We start from the raw sequence: 24133 nt of genomic DNA, 5'->3' as shown, positions 1-24133 counted from the left end.
AACTACGCCCTCCTTAAATCATTATCAACTATTAATTATTTCGACTTTCTTCAGTTTTTTTATAATGTTTCGAGTACACGAAAAAATCCCGGAGGAACCTCCGGGATTCTGTGCTTGGTCAAATAATATCAGAAATCAATCTACATCCTATTCGTAGGAAATCTCCAGTGAGTTCCCGATATAAAATATCGCATTCATAAGCTCTTCATCCGGATCCTCGTCTGCAAAAACCTCCATGGAGAAGCCATAGATGCCGCCCCTCATGCGGGTGCTTCCGGCAAGCTGTCCGCAGCGCCAACGGCCATCGCTGTCATGATAGAGGAAACGCTGACCCGACATGCCGTTTGCCAGGCTGTAGCTTTCCAGACTGAAATCACGGGGTGCCAATAATCCGTGCTGTCCGTTTTCGTCTGTAACAGTATAAACCACCACATCATCCTGTTGTGAAGCCCAATACACAAACTCCTTTTCCTTAGTCGTGTAATCATCCGGTTCTCCAAATGTCTCAAGATATATCTTTACCTTGCCATCACGGCTCACGATATCAGGCTCACCAAACTCCCCTTCATTTTGCTTAAACAGATCCGAAGGGAAGCTTAGGGTCACATCATAATCCCACACAAGCTTAAAGCGCTCCGTCGCGCCCTCCCAGCTATAAGGTCCCGCTCCGTAGCCCGGGCTGTTTACTTCCATCTTTGGCAGCTCCTCCTGCCAGTTATAGTCGATATCCACTCCTTCACAAAGATAAGTGTTATTAAAAATATCCCTGAGAGCGATCTGCTGGAACATGGAGTTAAAACGTCCACCCGCGAAGCTCTCCACAGGACTTTCATCCTTCACAGATAATCCTTCTATTTCATGGTAAATGATTGGAAGATCATAAGGATAAACTTTACCGCCATTTTCGTCATAGGCGTAGAGGCGGATCTTATCCCCTTCCTTAAAAGAATGCACGCCCTTGTCCGGGAGCGTTAGACCTGCCGAAATGTCGATCACCGACCTGCGGTGTGCAAAAGACATAACCGGCTCCCGTCGGTACCCGAGCACTTTAGGGACATATACTCCATTATTTAAACCGTTGACGCTGTACCACACAACTATGCTTATGTCTCTGCCCTCAAGCTCTGCCGGAATGAATCCATAACTATAGGATTCATCACCCGCGTTCAATGTATAAAACGCCTCATAGTACGGAACTATCCGATCCTCCAGCGCCATCCAGGTTCCGTCAAAGTCATAGTAGGGATCGCCGTTTATCATATTCTGCAGGTTGCGGCACCCAAGCTCCAGCCTGCCGTATTCTTCAGTATCCACATAGATCACATTTTCCACCTGATCTATCAGCATCCACTGGTCATCCCTTAAGTCAATGCCTATAGTTCTGTCGATATAGTTGTTACTACCGTCAGGATTCTGGATAGTCATTGATTCCAGTTCCTTCACTACCAGTGTGGACGGATCGATATAAGTGTCCTCTTTAAGCTTTGTCTCCTCAGGATGATACCAGGGAGCAGCTTTTACACCGGAAGCCACGGGCTGTATATCCGCTCTTTCCTGCTCTGCGACCACATAACTTAAAAAACCGTCAAAGAAATCAAAGTAGCTTTTATCGTATCCCACTTCCTGCATGATCCCGGACACCGACTCATAGCGGTCCAGCAGCAAATACGGGAAATACAGAGCCAGACCACCGGAACGGCTGTCCACGCTTCGGGTATAAACGATCGTATCGGAAAGCGCTGCCTTCAGTGTATCAGCAGCAGTCAGGATTCCGGAAAGGTCCCGGGACTTATCACCGCCCAGCTCCGGGTCGGTGAGACACCTGGGAAGCTCTTCAAGAAGATCCAGGAGATCCACCTGCTCATACATACCACCGCCGAAGCTGCGAACCCGGCTTCTGCAAAGAGACAAAAGATCATAGCTTTCCGGAAGGTAATCCCGAACCGTTTTCAAAAAATCCTGCACTGCACCGCGCACAGCAGATAACTTGGAGAGCTCCAGGACAGCAAGAGTATTGTTGTCATACTTTGTTGATGTCGGGTCATTCACGAAGTCATCCACGATACGGGGAGCCAGCTCATGCATATCTATACCGGGACGGGCAGCCAGCTGTGACAGAAATGGAGTATAAGCCCACCCTCCGGAAGGCTCCGTTTCCTCGGAAGCCACCAGATAATCAGTATACTCCTCCAGAGCTGAGGCGACCTCCACGGTACTCATGAGACAGGCATCAAAGCCTATGAAGTAAAAATGCTTACCGCTGTCGGAAAGCGCCTGCTTCAGTTCTCCGATCTCAAGCATAACATCCTCAAAGTTTTCATCCATACCGTAGCCCATCAGGGTGCCTGCGCCATGATCCCACAAGATCAGACCACAGCGGTCCGCAGGATACTTCTCTGCAGCAAAGTTGATAAAGTCCGTGAGCGAAGCGGGCTCGGACATATTTACGATCCCGAGATCCTCCAGAAGCTCCGGCTCCTCTCCATTAAGAACAAAACGTCTGCAGGTATTGTCCTTGCCCGTCAGTTCACTCTCCCAGGCAGAAGCACCACCTGTCTGTAAGACAATATTTAGGTTCCCGGATTTCTGTGCTGCAAGCATCTCCTTAATGTCAGCTGTAGCGGACCCTCCCATGGATTCAAGATCGGAGCCGATCATGTAGACCATCAGGGTAAAGGTAGATCTATCTTCCTGATCAGTTTCAAACACAACAGCTTCTGTACTTGCTGCATTACCATTCTTTTCATTACCGGGGGTATTTTTATTGCAGGCCGACAGTAGGCATAACATTAATACCAGACATACTATACTGCCCACTATTAAAAGCCGCGAAAGCCGTGAGGCTTTAAACGATCCAAAAGAATCCGTAACGGTTTTATCTTCTACACCCATATGTCTCCTGATATGTCCTCTTGAAGTATCGGATTTTTTCATACGTTATCTCCATATTTCAAACATTCACACTTTCTTATATTTTACCACGAGACTATTGGACGCGAAAACACCCCAAAGGATTATTCCTTTGGGGTGTTGAGAAGCGCGAGACGGGGATCGAACCCGCGATCTTCGCCTTGGCAAGGCGACGTAGTACCACTCTACTACTCGCGCATATTTTGTTTCCAAATGCCCAGAACCGGAATCGAACCAGTGACACGAGGATTTTCAGTCCTCTGCTCTACCAACTGAGCTATCTGGGCAGGGAAGCGGGTGATGGGAATCGAACCCACATATTCAGCTTGGAAGGCTGACATTCTACCATTGAACTACACCCGCAAAAGTCGCTCACTCGTTTCAAGCGACTTGTTTAATATACCCATTAAACGAATCAAAGTCAAGCACTTTCTGAAATAAATTCAATCACTGCCGGATTTGCCGTAATAGTTCAGCCGGGACATGAGCAGACCGGAGCACCGGCTCCGGCCTTATTTCTTCCGTGAAGAAAGATCACAATAGTATATTTTCCCGGTGTAGGGACTGCACTCGCACTCAAACATGCCATCCAGAGGGGAACTGCTGATCCTACCGGCATTATACCTGTCTTCCTGAGTCAGAAGCACTCTGTCGATCCGGTTGTAGTCCTTGATCCCGGTGCGCCATGCAGGTATCTGTATGGTAAATTTATCTACACCGCAGTAGATGACCACGATAACGACCTCGTGCTTATAAACCCTTGCATATACCACATAATTATGTCCGGCCATGAGCTTCATCAGCGCTCCATACTTGAACACCTGGTATCTTTTATGGATATCCGCCAGGTAATGATGAAATTCAATAAGCTCAAAGTCCTCATGCCCCCATGGATAGGGACGTCTGGAATCCGGCTCTGTCCATCCCGTCATGCCGGCTTCATCACCATAATACAAGGTGGGCGCACCGGGCCAGGTCATTTGCATCATAGCCGCAAGTCTGTATAATGCAACATTTACACCCTGATCGGCTTCGGCGGAACCTCTGGTGCCTATACGGCCCACCTCCATTTTTGTCCTTGTCATGAACCGGCTGTGATCATGATTTGAAAGCTGATTCATGGAACAAAGGATCGAAGACTCAGGCATTCTCGACATATGGTAAGTCATAGCTGCAAAAAACTGCTTTCCGTCACCTCTTAGCCTGTCCTCTCTTGAGTCTGAATGCTTCTCCATTCCGGTCAGGAACCAGGTTATGGGCTCCATAAAAGCATCATAATTCATGATGGTATCCCACTCATCACCCTGAAGCCACCAGAAAGGATCTCCGTAGTGCTCCGCAAGGATGACAGCCTCCGGATTTGCTTTCTTGACCACCATCCTGAATTTCTTCCAGAACAGATGGTTGTAATCACCGGTATGTCCAAGGTCGGCTGCAACATCCAGTCTCCAGCCATCCACCTTATAAGGAGCGCTGACCCACTTTCTGCCAACCTGAAGTATCTTCTCTTCAAGCTCCTGAGAACCCTCATAATTAAGCTTCGGCAATGTATCATTGCCCCACCACTTCTCGTAAGTATTGTTCTTGGGCCATGCCTCATCACTGTTGTCATCAAATGCAAAATAGTTGTGGAACGGGCTGTCCTTCAGCTGATATGCCCCCGCCTGGTAATCATTGGACTTATCCTTGTAATTATAAAAGTTGGACTTATTCATCCACTTATTATAAGAGCCGCAATGATTGAAAACACCGTCAATGATCACACGCATGCCCCTCTCGTGACATGCATTGACAAATTTAAGGAACAGCGCATCGCTGGCTCTCAGATTTTCAAGGTTGGTGGTACGTACAGAATACTTTGTGGCACGTGCATTATCCGTCTCCCAGTCCTCGATCACCGATCCTCCGTCTCTTACGATCTTTCCGATATGAGGATCAATGTGATCATAATCCTGTATATCATATTTATGATTGGACGGTGATACAAACAAAGGATTAAAATAAATAACCTGAACTCCCAGATACTGGATATAATCAAGCTTTTCCAGAACCCCCTGAATATCGCCTCCGTAAAACCTGTGTACATCAAAGGGTTCCACGGGAGTTTCCCAGTTCTTGATGCCTTTTACGGCTCTTCCCAGATAGAGATACTCATTATCCACCACATTGTTGGATTTGTCTCCGTCATAGAACCTGTCAATGAATATCTGGTACATGACGGCACCCTTCACCCAGTCCGGAACCTTAAATCCGGGCATGAGATGAAAGGCCATCTGTGGATTCATATCCTCAGATACCCCCATCCGGTTGTAATGCAGTCTTTCCTCTTCCTTATGAATGAAGAAGCTGTAACTCATGGTGATATTTCCCAAAACGATCTGATACTCATAAAAATCGAAATACTCATCACTGAATATAACATGCATCTTATACTCGGTATCGATTTCGTGGAAATATATATATACCGCATCCACATCACTATGTTTAGTTCTAAACCGTATCTTTACGGTGTCACCGGGCTGCTGCTCTGCCGGGGACCGGTAATCCTCCGATCCCGCTGTATAGAGCGCATCCCAGTTGATCTTGCTCATCCCCATTAAGTTTCTATACTCTTCCCTTCATATTAAAAAAATAAGTGGAGTTCAATACTTCAGCCCACCATACCGGTTTTGTCAATCAAACTCTACTACACCGATATATGGAAGGTTACGGTATTTCTGATCATAGTCAAGCCCGTATCCCACAACAAATTCATCCGGGATCTCAAAGCAGGAATACTTAACCGGAACCTCCTTCTCACGACGTGAAGGCTTGTTCAAGAGAGTACATATCTCAATAGACTTGGGACCCCTGCTCATAAGAAGCTTGCTGAGATGATTAAGGGTATGTCCTGTATCGATGATGTCCTCCACGATAAGAACATTCTTGCCCTCCAGGGGCTCATCCAGATCTTTGACGATCTTTACGATACCGCTCGTAGTGGTTCCTGCCCCGTAGCTTGATACAGACATGAAATCAAAAGAAATATTTACATCATGTATCCTCTTTGCAAGCTCACACATAAACATTGCGCCGCCCTTAAGTATGCAGATAAGGTGCAGTGATTCTCCCTTATAAGCCTCTGAGATCTTATCTGCCACCTCAATGATCTTATCCCGGATCTCATCCTCCGGGATAAGAACTCTTACATGTTCAGCCATTATTCTTTCTCCTTTTTATACTCAAAATCTCCTGATTGATCTTCAGGATCAGGTGCTTTTTTCTATAATCGGCGCTCATCCTGTATGGCAGATCCAGATGGGCATTGCCCTTTCCGTGAATCAGCTTATCCATATCCCTGAAATGAACCGTGCTCCAGTCCTTAAGGGGTGTACCGACATGTCTCACAAGCTCCATCATAACATACTGTCTCACAAGCTCAGGATAGCTTTTAAGCTCCTCCACCGGAATGGAAATCTCCCGGGCACCATCGCCGGAATCTGATGTGGTTTTCAAAAATCTGTCCACATAATCTGAAGCCAGCTTCCGGAAGAAATCATCAGCCTCCCTCAGTATATCGGCAGTTTTTGCAATGTGAGAAGCCGCTTCCGTATTTATTTTCTTCAGCTCCGGGAGAACGGAAGACCTTATGCGATTTCTGGTATACTGAGTTTCAAGATTTGTGGAATCGATCACATAGTGAATCCCCTCATCCTGAAGCTTCCTCAGTATGGTTTCTCGTTTCACGGAGAGCAACGGGCGAATGATAAAGCCTCTTTTTGCTTCCATACCGGAAAGTCCCTTTATCCCTGACCCCCTTACCAGATTGTGAAGAACCGTCTCCGCCTGATCGTCCATGTGATGTGCCACCGCGATCCTGCAATTGGGAGCCTCACTGCCAAGTCTCTCCTCAAGTCCCTTTCTTTCGGTCTCAAATACCTCATATCTGAGAATACGGGCAGCCTCTTCAAGACTCAGTCCCTTTTCCTTTGCATACTCCGGTGCATCCACATGAACCGCCTTAAAGGGAATATCTCTTTCCCCACAAAGCTCCTGTGAGAATTTCTCATCCCTGTCGGCTTCCTCTCCTCTTATACCATGATGCACATGCACTGCAAAAAGCCTGAAATCCATAGACTCACGGAAGCCGTTCAGAACCTCCAGAAGAAAGACCGAATCCGGTCCTCCCGAAATCCCCATGAGAACACAGTCGCCTTTTTCTATCAGCCGGTTCCTAAGTATATAATTCTTAATCTCCAAAGTAATTTTATCATTTTTCATTACCATATACACCATTTATTATAACAAGAAACCGCCCATTGATTAAATTTTTTTTCGTTTTTCTGCAACGAAACAGCCGGAAAGCATCCTTTTTTAATGGATGCCTTCCGGCTACGACATCATAATATAAAGCTTTAGTTCGAATCCGGCTTAATGATTATTTCGTCCGGCATTTTCAGCCCAAAAATCTCCCTGGCCTTTTCCATGGTAAACTCTTTTGTCTTCACGTATATTTTTTTCTGTTCAAGCTCCTCAGAAAGCTGTTTCTGGGCATCGATATCAGCCTGAAGGCTTTCCTCCTGAAGCTGATATTCTCTATCCTGTTCCTTCAGGGTGACACTTCGCACATGCATGGCAAACGCAATAAACATCACGACTATCGTGATACCTACGATGGCCAAACGGTTTGAAACTGTATTCTTACTCTTATATCTGTTTTTCATATAGCATATCCCTCTGCCATCATTATAATCATAAACCTTCTAAATATCAATCCGGGGCTCCGTGCCGGAAATTTCCGCAGATTTACATCGATGCAAAAAAGTCCCGTCAAAGTCTGATTTGTCATAAAAACACAACGCCTTAAAGATACTCGTACATGTCCTTCGAATCTTCTTTGTGAACAGTTTCCTGAATTGTAGTAACCCTGACCTTTACAGACTTTGTTCCGAAGGAGATCTCGATTACATCCCCCGCCTTCACCTCTGTGCCGGCCTTCGCCACCTTATCGTTAATGCTTACACGTCCGGCGTCACAGGCCTCATTGGCAACCGTACGTCTCTTAATAAGTCTCGAAACCTTAAGATACTTGTCTAATCTCATAACTTTCCTGTTTTTTAATGTGTTAAATTCAGTAAGAGGATGGCTGCAAGACAGCCATCCTCTTTTCTACTACCTGAGTTTCTTTTTAAATCTTCATCCCAAAGGATTCAACACGCTTTGAGCAATTAGTTGATTCTGTCCTTAAGAGCCTTACCAGCCTTGAATCTAGGTGCCTTTGAAGCCTCAATCTTCATTGTCTCACCTGTTCTTGGGTTTCTTCCCTCACGGGCAGCTCTCTCAGCAACATCGAATGTACCGAAGCCGATAAGCTGTACCTTGTCACCATCAGCAAGTGCATCTGCGATGGCATCGAATACACTCTTTACAGCAGCCTCTGCATCCTTCTTTGAAAGATCAGCCTTCTTAGCAACCTCTGCTACCAATTCAACTCTATTCATGTTCTTTTCCTCCATAATCCCATAAGGTTTGTTTTCCTGTTTAAACAGGCCAAAATGGATCATATACTTTGTTTTACCTTAGAAATTATACTTTTATATAACACCCGTGTCAACCAAGAACCGCATTATTACGCGGTTTTTAGGCATTTTTGATATTTTTGTCACCGGGGCTTCTTTTTAAACGAATGAGCGTTTTTTCCAAGTGCTCCATGGTCTCGTTAATGGTCCAGGTTTTCTCTCTCGTACTCTGCCGGAATACAAATCCGGGCGCCGCTCCTCCGGAAAATCTGAGCTGTCCGTGATTCTCCCGGATCACCTCAGGTATGGCGTCAACATTGATATCTGCCTTCGCATCCAGAAGGATCTTAAACATTCCCTTCCTGATGTCGATCTCGGTGGCATAGCACTGGTGTCCGAGAGCTCTCAGCTTTGCGATCTCCAGAAGATTCTCACACTCCTTCGGAAGCTCTCCGAAACGGTCCATAAGCTCGTCCTGTATATCGCTGTGATCCTCTTCATCCATTATTGAAGAAATCCGCTTATAGGCATCCAGCTTCTGAGATTCATTGGAAATGTAGGAATCCGGGATAAAGGCATCGATATCACAGTTTATCTGAGTATCAAACTCTACAGTCTCACTGACTTCTCCCTTTTCCGCCTTTACCGCAATGTTCAAAAGCTTACAGTAAAGATCGTAACCCACAGCCTCCATATGGCCGTGCTGCTCCGCGCCCAAAACATTACCTGCGCCTCGTATCTCCAGATCTCTCATGGCTATACGTATGCCTGAGCCGAGCTGGGTGAACTCCTTAATGGCCTTGAGTCTCTTCTCCGACTCCTCCGTAAGCATCCTGCCACGTCTGTACATAAGGAATGCATACGCCGTACGGCTGGACCTTCCCACACGGCCCCTCAGCTGGTAAAGCTGCGAAAGGCCCATGCGCTCCGCATCCTGAATTATCAGGGTATTGGCATTGGGGATATCGAGGCCCGTTTCGATAATGGTGGTGGAAACCAGGACATCCACTTCCCCGTTTATAAACTGCAGCATAATGTCTTCCAGCTGGTTTTCAGTCATCTTGCCGTGGGCATATGCCACCTTTGCGTCGGGACAAAGCTTCTGAACATGGGCTGCTATGTCAGCGATATTGTTCACCCTGTTGTAAACATAGTAAACCTGTCCGTTTCTCGCAAGCTCACGGTTGATAGCCTCACGGATCAGCTCATCATTGTACTCCATAACATAGGTCTGGATGGGACGGCGATCCATGGGCGGTTCCTCCAGGACCGACATATCCCTGATACCTGCAAGAGACATATGGAGAGTTCTGGGTATAGGGGTGGCTGTAAGTGTCAGCACATCCACCTCCTGCTTCAGATTCTTGATCCGCTCCTTATGAGTAACCCCGAATCTCTGTTCCTCATCGATGATAAGGAGACCCAGATCCTTAAACCTGATATCCTTGCTGAGAAGTCTGTGGGTTCCCACAACGATGTCCACCCGTCCGGCCTTCAGATCCTCTATGGATTTTTTGATCTGCTGGGGTGTCCTGAATCTGCACAGCAGGGCAATGTTCACCGGGAACCCCTTCATCCTCTCCACAAAGGTGTTGTAAATCTGCTGTGCAAGGATAGTGGTGGGGACAAGATACGCCACCTGCTTTGAATCCTGCACTGCCTTAAAAGCTGCCCTCAGGGCTATCTCTGTCTTTCCGTAACCCACATCGCCGCAGATGAGTCTGTCCATGATCTTATTGCTTTCCATATCCTGCTTTGTAGCATCGATGGCAAGCTCCTGATCCACAGTCTCAACATAGGGAAACATTTCTTCAAATTCCTTCTGCCAGACCGTATCACTTCCAAACTTGTAACCTGCCGTATTCTGCCTTGCAGCATAAAGCTTCACAAGATCCTTTGCGATCTCCTTTACGGCATGCTGAACTCTCTTCCTGGTTTTCTGCCAGTCGGTGCTGTTCAGCTTATTGAGCTTCGGAGCCTTCCCCACATCCTGACTCGCATACTTCTGTATGCCCTCAAGCTTTGTTGCCGGAAGATAAAGATTTCCCCCGTCCCCGTACTCAACCTTTATATAGTCCTTGGTAATGCCTTCGGATTTAATGCGTTCGATGCCCCGGTAGATACCTATTCCGTGAGACTCATGAACCACATAGTCCCCCACGGACAGTTCGCTGAGTTTTGAGATCTTCTGACCGTCAAACTTTTTCTGTTTACGTTTTTTGCGCGCCATCTCGGCATTACCGAACATGTCGCCTTCCGTAAGCAGTACAAACTTCTCCTCGGGGAACTGATAGCCACTGTTGAGAACTCCGAACTTTACCTGTATGGCTCCACGGGTTTCCTCATTTCTCGCAGTTTCAAGAGAGCCCGTTGTACCTTCAGGATTATGCTTTCTGCCATTTTTCACTGCGCCTCCGGAATTCACCTCTTCAGGATTTTTATTTCCGGATCCCTTTACGGAAGAAGAGCCCGCTCCGGAAACGCTGTCCACAGAAACATCCGGACAGTAAGCCCTGAGATCATAGTCCCTTAAGTCCTGGGCAAGTCTTGACGCTCTGGTTCTCGACGGACTGAGAAGAACTATCTCATACTTTTCCTTCTGCCAGCGCTTAAGATCATTTATCAGAAGATCAAAGCCGGATTTATACGGTGTGACTTCACTGGTTTCAAACCGGAATTCCTCTACTGTCTTAAACTCCGTAAGATTATTTCCCAGGGTACTGAAGGCCACTGTGCCGGATCCGGATAGTCTCCCCATGATCTCGTTTATTCCGTATATCAGCTTATCGGGATCCCTCTCATCCTGAAGTCCCATGCCGTTTTCCTCAAGGACTGCCGCAAGCTTCGCATGGTTCTCGATTTCCCTGAGTCTCGCTTCAAAGCTTTCCCTGAACTCAGTTTCCACCATCTGTCCCCGTTCCATAAGACGGTCAGGTTCATCCACGAAAATCAGGGTATCCTTGTCAAAGTAATCAAGAAGGCTGACTTCCTTCCCCTTTTTATTCTTTCCTACCGAAGCCCTGTCTGAAGCCGGATATATCTCCACCTCTGAAAGATTCTCTATGGACCTTTGACTTTCCGCATCAAAGGAACGAATATTGTCGACCTCGGTATCCCAGAACTCGATACGAACAGGATTTTCCGCGGTAAAAGGATAGATGTCTACGATGCCTCCCCTCACGGAAAACTCTCCCATGGAATCAACTTCAGCCATTCTTTCATAGCCAAGCTCAGTGAGCCTTTGGGATAATGCTTCCATCTCCACGATCATACCTGGCCGGATGTTGAGAACCGATTCTGTGAATTCCTCTCTCTTCAGCACCTTATCCATCAGCGCATCAATGGACGAAACCACAACGCCGGATTCGTCCTCCATAAGATGTTTAAGCACCTCTACACGCTGTCTCGTGATAAGGTTTCCCTGGGTATCCGCCTGATAAAACAAAAAATCCTTTGCGGGATAGTACCAGGCATCCTCGGAAAAAGCATGTATATCCTTTACAAACTGCTTACCCTTCTGCTCATCCTTAACAACCAGAAGCTTCCACCTTTTGCAGGATTTTCCATCTTCACTTTTTTCAGCACTGCCCGTCTTCACATTCAAAGAAACCAGAAGCTGCGCCTTGACAGGATCCACGGTTCCGGTTACCGCCAGCGGTCCTCTTCCACTCTTTAGCGCCAGCTCCAGTTCACTATAAGTTTTTGTTCTTAAAAATGGGTTTGCCATACATCTACCTTTTTATAGCTTCATGGGGTTATATTTATTCATTGCATGCTCTGTTCCGTTATCGATTATGTCGAGAGCCGCATTTGCAGCCTCTTCATACATCTCCTTCATGATCTTCTCATCAGTCTGACTGAATCTTGAAAGAACATGGGCCGCAAGATCCATATTGTCCGGCTTCATTCCCACTCCCACACGGACTCTTGCGAATTTTTCGGAGCCAAGGGACGAAATGATGGATTTCAATCCGTTATGACCTCCGGCTGAGCCTGACGGTCTTATGCGCATACGGCCTACATCAAGGTTGATATCATCGGAAAACACAATTATGTGTTCAGGCTCTATCTTATAAAAATTAGCGAGTGGCGCTATACAGTTTCCCGAAAGATTCATATAGGTAAGAGGCTTCACGATGATGATCTGCTCCATTCCTTTTGCGCTGTTATATCTTACCTTTGTATATGCACCACTGAATTTTGTTTCGTTCAGCTTCTCTCCGCCAAGCTTATCAAGCAACGCGTCCACTGCCTCGAAGCCAACATTATGTCTGGTTCCCTCATATTTTCTCTCAGGATTCCCGAGACCGGCAATTAGATACATTTGTTTTCCTCCAATGCTGTTTTTACGCAGCAGTTCAGTCGGTGAACCGGGGGGGGACGGAGTGTGTGAACCACCGCCCCCCTGGTCCACACAGCACCGCCCCCGGTCCACCGACTGAACTGCTGCAAATCAAGAAAAAGGAGCCGCCGCCCTAAGGCAACGACTCCGATTTACCTTCTCTCTTTAACCGTGTCAGTTAAGATCAAAAACCTTCTGCCTCGCTGATCATCTCCGCCTGATACTTGTCTAAGATGATACTCTGAACGGCATCTCTGGTGGATGACTTGATAGGATGAGCGATATCTCTATACTCTCCATCAGCAGTCTTTCTTGACGGCATCGCAATGAAGAGCCCCTTTTCACCCTCTATCACCTTAATGTCATGAATCACGAACTCGTTATCAAAGGTTATAGATACAATAGCCTTCATCTTGCCTTCTTTATCCACTTTTCGGATCCGCACGTCTGTTACCTGCATATCTGCTCCCTTCTGAATTAAATCAGGTTAGCATCCGGATTTTTCGAAACCCGGATTAATCACATCTGATATCTTACATTCTTCTCAACAACGATCTTTATGTCATCAGGGCTTCCGATATAAGTGGTGTTGGCACGGATAGTATCTCTGCTCTCAACGATACAGTTTTCGATAACAGTATTGTCTCCGATATAAACATCATTAAGAATGATTGAGTTCTTGATTACACAGTTGTTTCCTACGTATACCTTACGGAAAAGAACAGAGTTCTCAACTGTACCGTTTACGATACATCCGCTTGCAAGGATAGAATGTCTTACATTACAATCCGGATTGTACTTTGCAGGAGGGTTATCCTCAAGCTTTGTATAAACTCCCGGTAATGTGCGGAAGAAATAATCACGTACATCTCTCTTAAGGAAATCCATGTTTGTCTGATAGTAGGACTCTACAGAAGAAATACTGGACCAGTAAGTCTCTATCTTATATCCGTAGATTCTCTTTACATTCTTATAACGAACAAGGATGTCATTAACGAAATCGGTACGATCCTCTTCATGAGCCTTCTCAAGGAAATCTATGAGCTGGCGTCTGCGCACTACATAGATACCGCAGGAAATGGTATTGGCGTCTGTAGCGATGGGCTTCTCTTCGAAATCAACTACACGGCCGTCATCATTAAGCTTAACGCATCCGAATCTTGATACATCAGTATTGGGCTCCATGGTCTTAACAACCACTGTGATATCAGCCTTCTTCTCGATGTGGTACTCAAGAACCTTGTTATAATCAAGCTTGTAAACACCGTCATCGGCTGCAATGATAACATATGGTTCATGTGATGACTTAAGGAACTCAAGATTCTGATAAAGTGCATCGGCAGTTCCTCTGAACCAGTCACTGTGCTCTGCCGTAATGGTCGGTGTGTATACGTAAAGACCGCCCTGCTTACGTCCGAAATCCCACCATTTTGAGGATGACAGATGCTGATTGAGTGATCTTGAATTGTACTGTGTTAATACTGCAACCTTCTGAACATGTGAGTTGGACATATTGGAAAGTGCAAAATCGATGGCTCTGAATGAGCCTGCCACAGGCATGGCTGAGATGGCTCTCTTGTTGGAAAGCTCTCTCATACGCTTATTGTTTCCACCTGCTAAAATAATACCTATCGCTCTCATATCTCGCCGTCCTCCTTAATGATTGCTCCGCCGCTTGCGAGTAATCCGTCAGGATAATCCTCCGCTGTTGTCACGCCATAGATAGCGGTGTTTCTGCCGACCTTGACATTGTCAGGAATTACAGAACCTTCTCCTACAGTCACAAGTTCAGCATCATATACTCTACTGTCATAAACACTTGGTGCATACTCACCGACACCAAGCTCGCAGTTCTTTCCGATCTTTACTTCCTGGGCAATGATGGCCTTGTCGATCTTTGTGCCTGCCTCGATAACAGCATTGGACATAATAACAGAATCGGTAACAACAGCACCGGATTCGATGATAACACCTTCACCGATAACCGAATTGTGAACCTCTCCGTGGATCTCGCAGCCCTCGGCAATGAGGCATCTCTCTATCTGTGAATTCTGAGAAATGAACTGAGGTGCAGGATTCTTGGTATCTGTATAGATCTTCCAGTACTCCTCGTAAAGGTTGAACTCAGGAATGATGGCAACCAGCTCCATGTTGGACTGCCAGTAGGACTGAAGTGTTCCTACATCCTTCCAGTAACCATTGAATTCATAAGCGAATATACGCTTTCCGCCCTGGAAAAGATAAGGAATGATATGCTTTCCGAAATCCTCACCCGGTACGTCCTTGTTTGTGATAAGAGCTTCTCTAAGGATAGGCCATGAGAAAATATAGATACCCATGGAAGCAAGGTTTGACTTAGGCTCCTTTGGCTTCTCCTGGAAATCTATGATCCTGTTATTTTCATCTGTTACTGTGATACCGAAACGGCTTGCCTCCTCCATAGGAACCGGCATGGAAGCGATGGTACAGTCAGCATTCATCGCTTTGTGGTACTCCAGCATAACTTCATAATCCATCTTGTAGATGTGATCTCCGGACAGGATCAGAACATAATCCGGTGAATAATTATCGATATATTCGATATTCTGATAGATAGCGTTAGCTGTACCTGAGAACCAGTCTGCTCCGGTCTGGGACTCGTAAGGCTGGAGAATGGTTACACCACCTCTGTTACGGTCAAGATCCCATGGAATACCGATTCCGATGTGGGCATTAAGACGTAATGGTTTGTACTGTGTCAGTACACCAACAGTGTCAACGCCGGAATTAATGCAGTTAGAAAGCGGGAAGTCAATAATAGAATACTTACCACCGAAAGAAACTGCAGGCTTTGCGACATTCTTTGTAAGTACGCCAAGGCGTGAACCCTGGCCGCCAGCAAGCAGCATGGCGATCATTTCTTTTTTAATCACGTCATCACCTCATAGTGTTAGTTAAGTGTTAATTGTATTCAAGCTTACTTTATTATAGCACCGGATTGTTACTCTGTTAACACCAAAAATGGTGATTTTTACCATAGTTTAATTATATTCTTTCGTGGTTTTGTCAAATAATGATAATGATTTTGATATTTTGCTTTTTTATTTGTCTTTTGGAGGAAATTGTTTTTATTGTTGTGCAATTTTAAGAGGGTTCCGTCCTCCGGGTTCCCCCGCCGGAATTCCCAAAATCCACTGTGTGAACCATTGAAAACCAAAAACCTTTAAAGTATAATGTTTAATCATTTTACCAAAGAAAGAACAGAGGATCATTCGATATGGAAGTTACTACTTTAAGAGAAATATTCAAAAACAAAGAGTCCTTCTATGACAAGGAAGTTACCGTAGGCGGCTGGGTCAGATCAAACCGTGACTCAAAACAGTTCGGTTTCCTTGTTATCTCAGACGGAACCTTCTTCTCACCGCTTCAGGTGGTTTATCACGATGACATGGACAATTTCCAGAAGATCGCAAAGCTCGGTGTTGGCGCCGCAGCCATCGTAAAGGGAAAGATCGTTGCAACTCCGGAGGCTAAGCAGCCTTTCGAGCTTCAGGCAACAGAGGTAATGGTGGAGGGCACCACAACTCCCGACTACCCTCTTCAGAAGAAGAGACATACACTTGAGTACCTTCGTACCATGACACATCTCCGTCCGAGAACCAACACCTTCCAGGCAGTGTTCCGTGTACGTTCACTTATCGCTTATGCCATTCACGTATTTTTCCAGGAGAGAGGCTTCGTATATGTTCACACACCTCTCATTACATCTTCTGACGCCGAGGGCGCAGGTGAGATGTTCCAGGTAACCACACTTCCCATCAACGAAGCTCCTATGGTTGACGGTCAGATCGACTACTCACAGGATTTCTTCGGCAAGAAAACATCTCTTACCGTTTCGGGACAGCTGAACGGCGAGACCTACGCACAGGCCTTCAGAAATATCTATACCTTCGGACCAACCTTCCGTGCAGAGAACTCCAACACTCAGCGCCATGCCGCAGAGTTCTGGATGATCGAGCCGGAGATGGCATTCGCAGATCTCGATGACGTCATAGCCTGCGAGGAAGACATGATCAAGTTCATCATCAGGTATGTTCTTGAGAATGCTCCCGAAGAGATGGCATTCTTCAATCAGTTCATGGACAAGGGACTCATCGAGCGTCTTACACATGTTATGAATTCGGATTTTGCCCGCATCACTTACACAGATGCAGTAAAGCTCCTTGAAGAGCACAATGACGAGTTCGAGTACAAGGTTTCATGGGGCGTTGATCTCCAGACCGAGCATGAGCGTTTCCTTACCGAGAAGCACTTCAAGAAGCCGGTATTCGTTACAGATTATCCTAAGGATATCAAGGCTTTCTACATGAAGCAGAATCCTGACGGAAAGACTGTTGCAGCCGTTGACTGTCTCGTACCTGGAATCGGCGAGATCATGGGCGGTTCACAGCGTGAGGAAGACTACGACAAGCTGGTTAAGCGTATGGAAGAACTGGGCATGGATATGGATCAGTACAAGTTCTATCTTGACCTCCGCAAGTACGGCACAACACGCCACGGCGGATTCGGTCTTGGCTTCGAGAGAGCAGTTATGTACATCACCGGTGTCCAGAACATCCGTGACGTGCTTCCGTTCCCAAGAACAGTCGGAAACTGTGACATCTGATAAAGAGCCGGAGGGCATCTGTTTAAATACGGGCCGCTTCAGCGGAAAAATATAAAATCGGACCCCTGAGAACCACCGGGCCCCCGCCAATGCAGGAGATTTCCCTGACGAAAACTCCTGCTCGGCGAGGGAACTAAGGAATAAAGAACCAAGTGGTTTCTAAGGGGTCCGATTTTGATTTTTCACACCGAAGCTTAACGCATCAAAACAGATGCCTTCCGGCTCTTTCTATAGTTTTTCATTTTATTTAAAACTCTTTTTTATTTAATATTTTTAAGTTAAAATAATGTTATATATCGATTTTAGGGAATATTGATGTTTGCCCGGGGCAGGCACCAATAGGTAGGAGCATCAAATGCGTTTTATTCACACATCGGATATCAATTGGGGTATGACGCCTGACTCGGATCGTTCCTGGGGCAAGGATCGTGCCAATGACATTAAATCCACTTTCAGGGGAATAATCGAAAAATGTCGTGATTTCAGCGTTGACTGCCTTTTTATCTCAGGCAATCTGTTTCATCGCCAGCCCATGAACAAGGATCTTCAGGAACTCAACTATCTTTTTGGTTCCATACCATCCACACATGTCGTGATCATTTCAGGCGAAAATGACCGCATAAGCCCAAACTCTGCTTTGTTAAGCTTCAACTGGAGCGCTAATGTACACTGGATCCTGAGCGACAAACCGGATTCGGTCTACTTTGATGACATCAACACAAGGGTCTATGGTTTTTCCTATCACTCAAGAGAACTGAAGGAAACTGTCATAGATACCATCGAACCGGAAAATGACGGCCACATCCATATACTTCTTGCTCACGGAGGCGATCCGGATCATATGCCGGTGGATGTGGAAACTCTCGATAAGCTTCCCTTTGATTACATTGCTCTCGGATTCCTTCACAAGCCTGTTGAGGTTATCGAAAGAAGAGTTGTCTACTCTGGTTCTCCGGAACCTCTGGATATGACGGAATCGGGTCCTCACGGTTTTTATTTCGGAGACATTAACCCCATAACCCACAAGGTTCAGAAGCTGGAATTTATCGAAACCGCGCAGGTATCTTACATTCCGATTGATTTTACGGTTAATGACAAGACCACCAATGATGCACTTGTGCGAAGCATTACCAACACGATAAAAGCCTCCGGAGAACACAATATTTACATGCTCCGCATCACCGGAAAGCATGATCCGGAAGTCCGCTTCGACCTGTCTTCCCTTACACATGATCACAGGATCGTAAGCGTCCAGGATGACTCGGAACCACAGTATGATTTTGCCGCTCTTTACAAAGAACATCCCTCCGATCTGATCGGTTTTTATATACGAAAGCTTCTTCGGGAAGATCCCGACGACATGAGCTACGTGGAAAAGAAAGCATTGTACTACGGTATAGATGCTTTACTCAAATCTCAGAAGGGTGGTAAGTGATCATGCGTTTTGTTGACATCCACATCGATGGATTTGGTAAATTCCATAACTTTGACATGCATCTTGAAGATGGCATGAACATTATTTACGGTCATAATGAGGCCGGAAAGTCAACCCTGCACTCCTTCCTCCAGGCCATGCTTTACGGTCTCGGAAGGCGTTCGGGAAAGCCGCTGTCCAGGAAATACCAGTCCTGGGATTATCCTGAAGATTACAGCGGACAGCTTCGGATCGAGTACAAGGGAAAGAATTATCTCATATCCAGAGACTTTAACCGGGACCTCCTGTCTATCTATAACGAAACGGACAGTGCCGGGATAGAATACCCCGAGCTTTGGCTGAACACCATGCTGGAAGGCATTTCGGAAACCGCCTTTGAAAATACGGTTTCCATAGGTCAGCTCCGGAGCGCCACAAGCCGCGGCATGATAAATGAGCTGAAATCCTGTATCAGGAACCTGAATGCCACAGGCGATATTTCACTGGACAGCGAAGGTGCTCTGTCTATCCTTGAAGAACAAAGAACCAGGCTTGAATCCAAGCTTGTTCCGGACGCTGCAAAAACCTATGCACAACTCATAGGTGAAGTCAGGAACATCGAGCGGGACATCCAGCAGCCGGAATACGAAAACCAGCTCAGAAAATACCAGAACCTCCGCTCGGAGGCCCGTACAGAGCAGGTAGACCTCCAGACCAAGAAAGAAGTGATGCTTCAGAAGGTAGCCGCCCAGGAAGCCGTCCTCCAGCAGTCAGGTCTTAAAAACGAAGACGAGATACAATATACCCTGAACCGGGGAATAACCCTGTACAACACCTATGTAGCAGAGCAGGAAAGGGACGAGGACCCGAAAAAGTATATTCTTCCCGGGGGTTGCTTTGCGGTCGCAATACTCAGCCTTGTACTGGACATACTGTTTGCCTCCGCAGGCTCGGATAATGTTGCCGCCTTCTTCAGGCTCACTCCGGATAAGATTCCGGCCTTCAAGGCTTTTGTTGACAATGCTTTGCTCGGAGCAACAGTCCCGGTAGCCATATTCACCTTCCTCTATGTTCTGACTTTGATACTTGGAATAGTATTTGTGAATAATAACCGGAACGGCAAAAAAAATCTCCAAAATTCCAATCTGGAACTGGCAAGGATACTTTCAAAGTTTCTCGGAAGTCCTGAAATAAGTGACAGAGCCATGGACAGCTTTGAAAAACACATGGATGAGCTTTTAAAGATAAGCGATAAACTGAACGAAGACAGAGCATCCCTTGAAGCTCTCACGCAGGAAATCAAGGGACTGAATGACAATGAACGTAAATATGATGTTGAGCTCCAGAGGCAGAACGAAAAGCAGACGGAGCTGGAAGGAAAATTACAGCATCTTGTTAATGTTAAAAACCGCGTTGAGATGCTGAAGCGCACCATTAGCGAAAATGATGCCATAACAGAAGAAATCGATGCCGTGAATCTCGCTTACGAGACCATGACAGAGCTCGAAGGCTCCATCAGATCCAGCTTCGGACATCATCTGAACAAGGAAGCAGGAGACCTTATCTCAGGTATCACCGGCGGAGTTTATGACTCCATGTGGATAGATCAGAATCTGGATATCTATATGAACACTCCGACAAAGCTTGTTCCCATAGAGGATGTTTCCAGCGGAACCATGGATCAGATCTATCTGGCACTGAGACTTGCGGCATCCCGTCTCATGCAGAAAAACGAAGTCCGGGACATCAAAGACGAACATTTAAGCAGCATACCGGCCGGCTTTTCCGCATCACAGACTGCCGAAGCTTCCGCCACTGAAAGCCATTCCGCTGCATCAGGTCATCAGACTGAGTCAGATAAAAGCAGACTTCCTCTCATCTTTGACGATTCCTTTGCAATGTATGATGAGAAGCGCCTGAACTCCGCCCTCCATTTCATCATGGACATCCATAAAGGCCAGATCCTCCTCTTCACCTGCCACACCCGGGAGCGCAGGATGCTGAAGCAGGCGAAGGACACCTTCAATGTTGTAGAACTTTGATGTAATAGCCATCGGGTATAAAAAGTCCAAAGATAGAAGGCATCTATTTAAACACGACTCAACTCAACGTGTTTAAATAGATGCCCTCTGTCTATGGGCGTGTTTATTTACATCCACTTATGCATATTGTCCAGAAAATCTTCCAGCATTATAGGCTTCGAGTAGTAGTAGCCCTGCATACTGGTGATGTCAAAATTATCACATACATAGTCTACCATTTCCCTGGTTTCGAGCCCCTCAACACACACATGGGCTCCAAGGATCCTTGCACAGTCAACAATAGCCTTAAGCATTACCTTCTTTGGCTCTTCCTTATCGATATCCTGAATGAAGCTTCTGTCAATCTTTATCTGATTAACAGGAAGATCAAAAAGAAGATTTATGGAAGAATAACCTGTACCGAAATCATCCAGGGAAGTCTGCATTCCCATATCCTGAATAAACTCCAGCTTCTGCCTGAGAAGATTTACATCCAGCAGCTTACATCTCTCCGTAAGCTCCAGTCTTATATTCCTGGGAGAAACTCCTGATTCTTCAACTATCCTCTTAAGCTCCTGTTCAAAATCATCCCTTCCAAGCTGTGGATATGCAAGGTTGATATTGACCTTGAAATCAGGTATTACCTTTATGATTTTCTTTACATCCTCCAAAGACTTTCTGATGATCCAGGATCCGAGATCAAAGAATATAGGATCCTTTTCCAGCCACTCTATGAAGGTTCCCGGGAATATCTGCCCGTATTCATCGCCGTACCATCTGAGGAGAGCCTCCATGGCAACAAGCTTTCCCGAGCCTCTGCTGATGATCGGCTGATAAACCATAAAGAAGCCCTGGCACTCATCCATGATGGATTCTCTTATGGCATTGTAAAGAGAAAGCTTCTGAGAATCCCTCACCAGCAAACTCTGGTTAAAAACATTAAGAGTTGTTGCACTGGTATTATCCTTTGCCTTGGCGAGAGCGAAGAGAACACTGGTGTATACCGTATCCGGCATGATGGAGATATCATCTGTATAAACCCCTCCTCCGTAAACATCAATGACTACATTTCTGCCTTTGATCCCTATTCCATCAAGAAGACGGTTACGGATATTCTCAAATTCCTTTGAGCCAAAAATCTTCAGCTCCTCATCCCCCTCCTCAAAGGCCTTCAGCATGGCAAACTTAGTCCCTTCAAGCTTATAGACCTCCGCACCGTTTCTGTTAAGCATCATGATATCGGCTATCACACGAAGTGCCCTGTTTCCCTCCATGTAGCCGTAATTATTGTTGATGGACGCAAAATCCCTGATACCCAGAAGCATAATGAAGTAAGGCTTACCATCAGCATTGTACTCATTCATCTTCTCCATCATCATGCTTGTTGTATGAAGCCCCGTGGTGGCATCAATAAGATTACTCTTTTCATAATTGACAACGAGACCTGCATAAAACACAGGCTCACTGTCCTCTCTAAGCATCTTTGAATAAGTGGATACTGTAACAAATTTGCCCTCCTTATTCATGATCCTGTAGGGAATATTAAGTTCTTCTATCTCACCGGCCTTCATCCTCACAGATTCCCGGATAAACTGCTCTCTGTCATCAGGATGGATCAAGCTGATATATTCACTCAGAGCCTCGGCTTCATCCATCACCTGACCGGAAAGACCAAGATAATCTACGATTTCCTCGCACCACCAGACCTTTCCTATGGTGTAATCCGCATAAAAAGCATACCAACCCTCTTTTTTGTTGGTAAAGACCTTAAATAATTCGTCGAAGTATTTTACTTTCAGATTGCTTTCCATATATTCACCGGCAAACGTACGTACCTGACATCCGTTCCTTTCTTTCAAAATCGGGACTCCTGCTCTTTCAATCCCGACATGCCTTTAGTTGTATTTCGGCAAAAAAATAAAAAAAATTAAGTTTTTCGCAAAAAATCTTTTTGCCGGACATCCGCAAGGGACGACATCCACCGATGACGGTTCCCTTCGGCGAAAACCGTCCCCCGTAGACAACTTCCAAAATACTCCCAAAATTAAAAAGCCTGATATGCTGCTCTTTTGAGTAGTCATATCAGACTTTAATGATCACTGTTCCTTTTCTGATTGATCAAGCTTTGTTACAAGCTGTTTATTACCCTTGCCATATTAAATCAGGGTCACTGTTCTTTTTCAGGATGATCAAGCTTTGTTACGGCATCAATTATCGAGGTTGTTCCACCTGTTTCCAGAATCTCTCTGATCTTATCGATATCCTCAGCATTCATATGATTCTTTCCGAGATACTGCTCATAGTTCTGGGAAAGCCTGAGGGCAAGCTCCCGTTCCTGTGACTCAAGACTTGTTTTAAGGTTCGTGGCCACCGTAAAGGCCTGCTGGAGTTCATCCATCTTCGGCTTATTGGCAGTCTCTATTTCATCTATGATGATGTTCCTTGTCACGGTATCAAAATTGTTCTGGGCACTCTGCTTCTGGCTTATGATGTCACTTCTCTGCTGCTGCAGCTTAGCGATCTCATCATCATAGGAGACAAGATTGTATACAGCCTCGTCAGAATCCTTTCTGATACTGTGCTCAAGCTTCTTTATGATCTTCTTGTTGGTCTTGATGCGGTTTATAATGTCTCTGCCCTGGCGGACTGTGTCAGCATGCCTGCCGGAAAGATTCATGATGGCTACGTAGATACCTCCAAAAAGGATAATGTCTACGAGGTAGATTCCCACGAGATAAAGTATCTTTCTTTCCGGTATCAGGAAGTATGCACCAAAGGGCAACAGAGCAAAAAGGATGATGAACACTGCCAGAAAGCAGATAAACTCCGCTATTCCTGACGGGTGGAATAATGTATAAAAAATCGGCCACTTGAAGAAGAAGGGAGCATTATCCTTCTTGACTATAGCTGCAAGCTGACGCTTAAGTTCGGTGATCTCAATGCGTCTGGGCTCGGTCTCATTCTTTATACGGCCCTTAACGCCTTCCTCTCTGGCTCTTTCCCTCTCAGCCTGTTTCTTTCTGAGACTGACCTCCACCTGACTTATCTGCTTGTCATGAGTCTCGGTAAGCTCCTCACTTCTCTGCTTCAAAGTCTTGTCGATCTTATCCTGAATGCTCTTTCTGAACTCATCAAGAGCGACAGAAGCCTGCCTTTCCGTCTCTATCTGAGTTGAAATCTGATTACAGATATTCTGATACTCAGCTATTGCATTTTTCGCATCCTCCAAAAATGCCTGGGGATTTTCAATTTCCATTCCCATTATGTATGCCTCCCGATCGTCACGTTATGAACTGGTATTAT

At 45.8% G+C, this 24133-nt stretch carries 17 protein-coding genes and 3 tRNA genes; 3 read left to right on the top strand and 17 right to left on the bottom strand.

Annotated features, from left to right (window positions below):
- Positions 1-147 precede the first annotated feature (147 nt).
- The 15 genes from G625_RS0115035 to G625_RS0114965 form a co-directional block, all read right to left on the bottom strand.
- The gene (locus tag G625_RS0115035; protein ID WP_029201749.1) at positions 148-2934 is read right to left on the bottom strand and encodes a clostripain-related cysteine peptidase; all 2787 of its coding nucleotides are present in this window, start codon (positions 2932-2934) and stop codon (positions 148-150) included.
- Positions 2935-3036: 102 nt separating this feature from the next.
- A tRNA-Gly gene (locus tag G625_RS0115030) sits at positions 3037-3108 on the bottom strand.
- Between the two features lie 16 nt (positions 3109-3124).
- Positions 3125-3197, bottom strand: a tRNA-Phe gene (locus G625_RS0115025).
- A gap of 5 nt (positions 3198-3202) precedes the next feature.
- Positions 3203-3273, bottom strand: a tRNA-Gly gene (locus G625_RS0115020).
- 149 nt (positions 3274-3422) lie between these two features.
- Positions 3423-5501 (bottom strand): glycoside hydrolase family 13 protein, encoded by a 2079-nt coding sequence (locus G625_RS0115015; RefSeq protein WP_242826652.1) that lies wholly within the window; start codon positions 5499-5501, stop codon positions 3423-3425.
- An 81-nt stretch (positions 5502-5582) separates the two neighbouring features.
- Positions 5583-6110, bottom strand: coding sequence for a hypoxanthine phosphoribosyltransferase (gene hpt / locus G625_RS0115010; RefSeq protein ID WP_029201747.1), 528 nt, complete (start codon positions 6108-6110; stop codon positions 5583-5585).
- Entirely contained in the window at positions 6103-7170 is a 1068-nt protein-coding gene (tilS, locus tag G625_RS20300) for a tRNA lysidine(34) synthetase TilS (RefSeq protein ID WP_044933074.1), read from the bottom strand. Before tilS ends, hpt begins: the two co-directional genes overlap by 8 nt.
- A 134-nt stretch (positions 7171-7304) precedes the next feature.
- Positions 7305-7613, bottom strand: coding sequence for a hypothetical protein (locus G625_RS0115000; protein ID WP_029201746.1), 309 nt, complete (start codon positions 7611-7613; stop codon positions 7305-7307).
- Between the two features lie 139 nt (positions 7614-7752).
- Entirely contained in the window at positions 7753-7992 is a 240-nt protein-coding gene (locus G625_RS0114995; RefSeq protein WP_029201745.1) for an RNA-binding S4 domain-containing protein, read from the bottom strand.
- A 125-nt stretch (positions 7993-8117) separates the two neighbouring features.
- The gene (locus tag G625_RS0114990; protein WP_198014917.1) at positions 8118-8405 is read right to left on the bottom strand and encodes an HU family DNA-binding protein; all 288 of its coding nucleotides are present in this window, start codon (positions 8403-8405) and stop codon (positions 8118-8120) included.
- A 124-nt stretch (positions 8406-8529) separates the two neighbouring features.
- Entirely contained in the window at positions 8530-12135 is a 3606-nt protein-coding gene (gene mfd, locus G625_RS0114985; RefSeq protein ID WP_029201743.1) for a transcription-repair coupling factor, read from the bottom strand.
- Positions 12136-12147: 12 nt separating this feature from the next.
- Positions 12148-12732: an aminoacyl-tRNA hydrolase gene (pth, locus tag G625_RS0114980; RefSeq protein WP_029201742.1), complete on the bottom strand. Its 585-nt coding sequence runs from the start codon at positions 12730-12732 to the stop codon at positions 12148-12150.
- 202 nt (positions 12733-12934) lie between these two features.
- Complete coding sequence (gene spoVG, locus G625_RS0114975) at positions 12935-13210, bottom strand: septation regulator SpoVG (RefSeq protein ID WP_029201741.1); 276 nt, start codon at positions 13208-13210, stop codon at positions 12935-12937.
- 59 nt (positions 13211-13269) lie between these two features.
- Positions 13270-14391 carry a glucose-1-phosphate adenylyltransferase subunit GlgD gene (glgD, locus tag G625_RS0114970; protein ID WP_029201740.1) on the bottom strand — a complete coding sequence of 374 codons (1122 nt, stop codon included), beginning with the start codon at positions 14389-14391 and terminating at the stop codon, positions 13270-13272.
- The gene (locus tag G625_RS0114965) at positions 14388-15662 is read right to left on the bottom strand and encodes a glucose-1-phosphate adenylyltransferase (RefSeq protein ID WP_029201739.1); all 1275 of its coding nucleotides are present in this window, start codon (positions 15660-15662) and stop codon (positions 14388-14390) included. Before G625_RS0114965 ends, glgD begins: the two co-directional genes overlap by 4 nt.
- Positions 15663-16006: 344 nt before the next feature.
- Here G625_RS0114965 and asnS point away from each other — a divergent pair, with 344 nt between their 5' ends.
- The 3 genes from asnS to G625_RS0114950 all read left to right on the top strand — a co-directional run bounded on the left by asnS (position 16007) and on the right by G625_RS0114950 (position 20851).
- Complete coding sequence (gene asnS / locus G625_RS0114960; RefSeq protein ID WP_029201738.1) at positions 16007-17395, top strand: asparagine--tRNA ligase; 1389 nt, start codon at positions 16007-16009, stop codon at positions 17393-17395.
- A 355-nt stretch (positions 17396-17750) separates the two neighbouring features.
- Positions 17751-18830 carry a metallophosphoesterase family protein gene (locus G625_RS0114955; RefSeq protein WP_029201737.1) on the top strand — a complete coding sequence of 360 codons (1080 nt, stop codon included), beginning with the start codon at positions 17751-17753 and terminating at the stop codon, positions 18828-18830.
- Between the two features lie 2 nt (positions 18831-18832).
- Positions 18833-20851: an ATP-binding protein gene (locus G625_RS0114950; protein ID WP_044933070.1), complete on the top strand. Its 2019-nt coding sequence runs from the start codon at positions 18833-18835 to the stop codon at positions 20849-20851.
- A gap of 107 nt (positions 20852-20958) precedes the next feature.
- Here the strand turns inward: G625_RS0114950 and G625_RS0114945 are convergent, their stop codons facing one another.
- Both G625_RS0114945 and G625_RS0114940 read right to left on the bottom strand, forming a co-directional pair.
- Entirely contained in the window at positions 20959-22689 is a 1731-nt protein-coding gene (locus tag G625_RS0114945; RefSeq protein WP_029201735.1) for a bifunctional diguanylate cyclase/phosphodiesterase, read from the bottom strand.
- Positions 22690-22997: 308 nt separating this feature from the next.
- The gene (locus tag G625_RS0114940) at positions 22998-24092 is read right to left on the bottom strand and encodes a hypothetical protein (protein WP_029201734.1); all 1095 of its coding nucleotides are present in this window, start codon (positions 24090-24092) and stop codon (positions 22998-23000) included.
- Between the last annotated feature and the right edge of the window lie 41 nt (positions 24093-24133).

Source organism: Oribacterium sp. NK2B42 (assembly GCF_000424445.1).
In the GTDB taxonomy this organism is placed as follows: domain Bacteria; phylum Bacillota; class Clostridia; order Lachnospirales; family Lachnospiraceae; genus Oribacterium.
This window is presented reverse-complemented; position numbering and strand designations above follow the sequence as displayed.

Excerpts from the sequence above, each read along its gene's own strand:
- tilS (WP_044933074.1), bottom strand. The coding sequence starts at position 7,170 with ATGAAAAATGATAAAATTACTTTGGAGATTAAGAATTATATACTTAGG.
- G625_RS0115000 (WP_029201746.1), bottom strand. The coding sequence starts at position 7,613 with ATGAAAAACAGATATAAGAGTAAGAATACAGTTTCAAACCGTTTGGCC.
- hpt (WP_029201747.1), bottom strand. The coding sequence starts at position 6,110 with ATGGCTGAACATGTAAGAGTTCTTATCCCGGAGGATGAGATCCGGGAT.
- pth (WP_029201742.1), bottom strand. The coding sequence starts at position 12,732 with ATGTATCTAATTGCCGGTCTCGGGAATCCTGAGAGAAAATATGAGGGA.
- G625_RS0114990 (WP_198014917.1), bottom strand. The coding sequence starts at position 8,405 with ATGGAGGAAAAGAACATGAATAGAGTTGAATTGGTAGCAGAGGTTGCT.
- asnS (WP_029201738.1), top strand. The coding sequence starts at position 16,007 with ATGGAAGTTACTACTTTAAGAGAAATATTCAAAAACAAAGAGTCCTTC.
- spoVG (WP_029201741.1), bottom strand. The coding sequence starts at position 13,210 with ATGCAGGTAACAGACGTGCGGATCCGAAAAGTGGATAAAGAAGGCAAG.
- G625_RS0114995 (WP_029201745.1), bottom strand. The coding sequence starts at position 7,992 with ATGAGATTAGACAAGTATCTTAAGGTTTCGAGACTTATTAAGAGACGT.
- mfd (WP_029201743.1), bottom strand. The coding sequence starts at position 12,135 with ATGGCAAACCCATTTTTAAGAACAAAAACTTATAGTGAACTGGAGCTG.
- G625_RS0114940 (WP_029201734.1), bottom strand. The coding sequence starts at position 24,092 with ATGGGAATGGAAATTGAAAATCCCCAGGCATTTTTGGAGGATGCGAAA.
- G625_RS0115015 (WP_242826652.1), bottom strand. The coding sequence starts at position 5,501 with ATGAGCAAGATCAACTGGGATGCGCTCTATACAGCGGGATCGGAGGAT.
- glgD (WP_029201740.1), bottom strand. The coding sequence starts at position 14,391 with ATGAGAGCGATAGGTATTATTTTAGCAGGTGGAAACAATAAGCGTATG.
- G625_RS0114950 (WP_044933070.1), top strand. The coding sequence starts at position 18,833 with ATGCGTTTTGTTGACATCCACATCGATGGATTTGGTAAATTCCATAAC.
- G625_RS0115035 (WP_029201749.1), bottom strand. The coding sequence starts at position 2,934 with ATGAAAAAATCCGATACTTCAAGAGGACATATCAGGAGACATATGGGT.
- G625_RS0114955 (WP_029201737.1), top strand. The coding sequence starts at position 17,751 with ATGCGTTTTATTCACACATCGGATATCAATTGGGGTATGACGCCTGAC.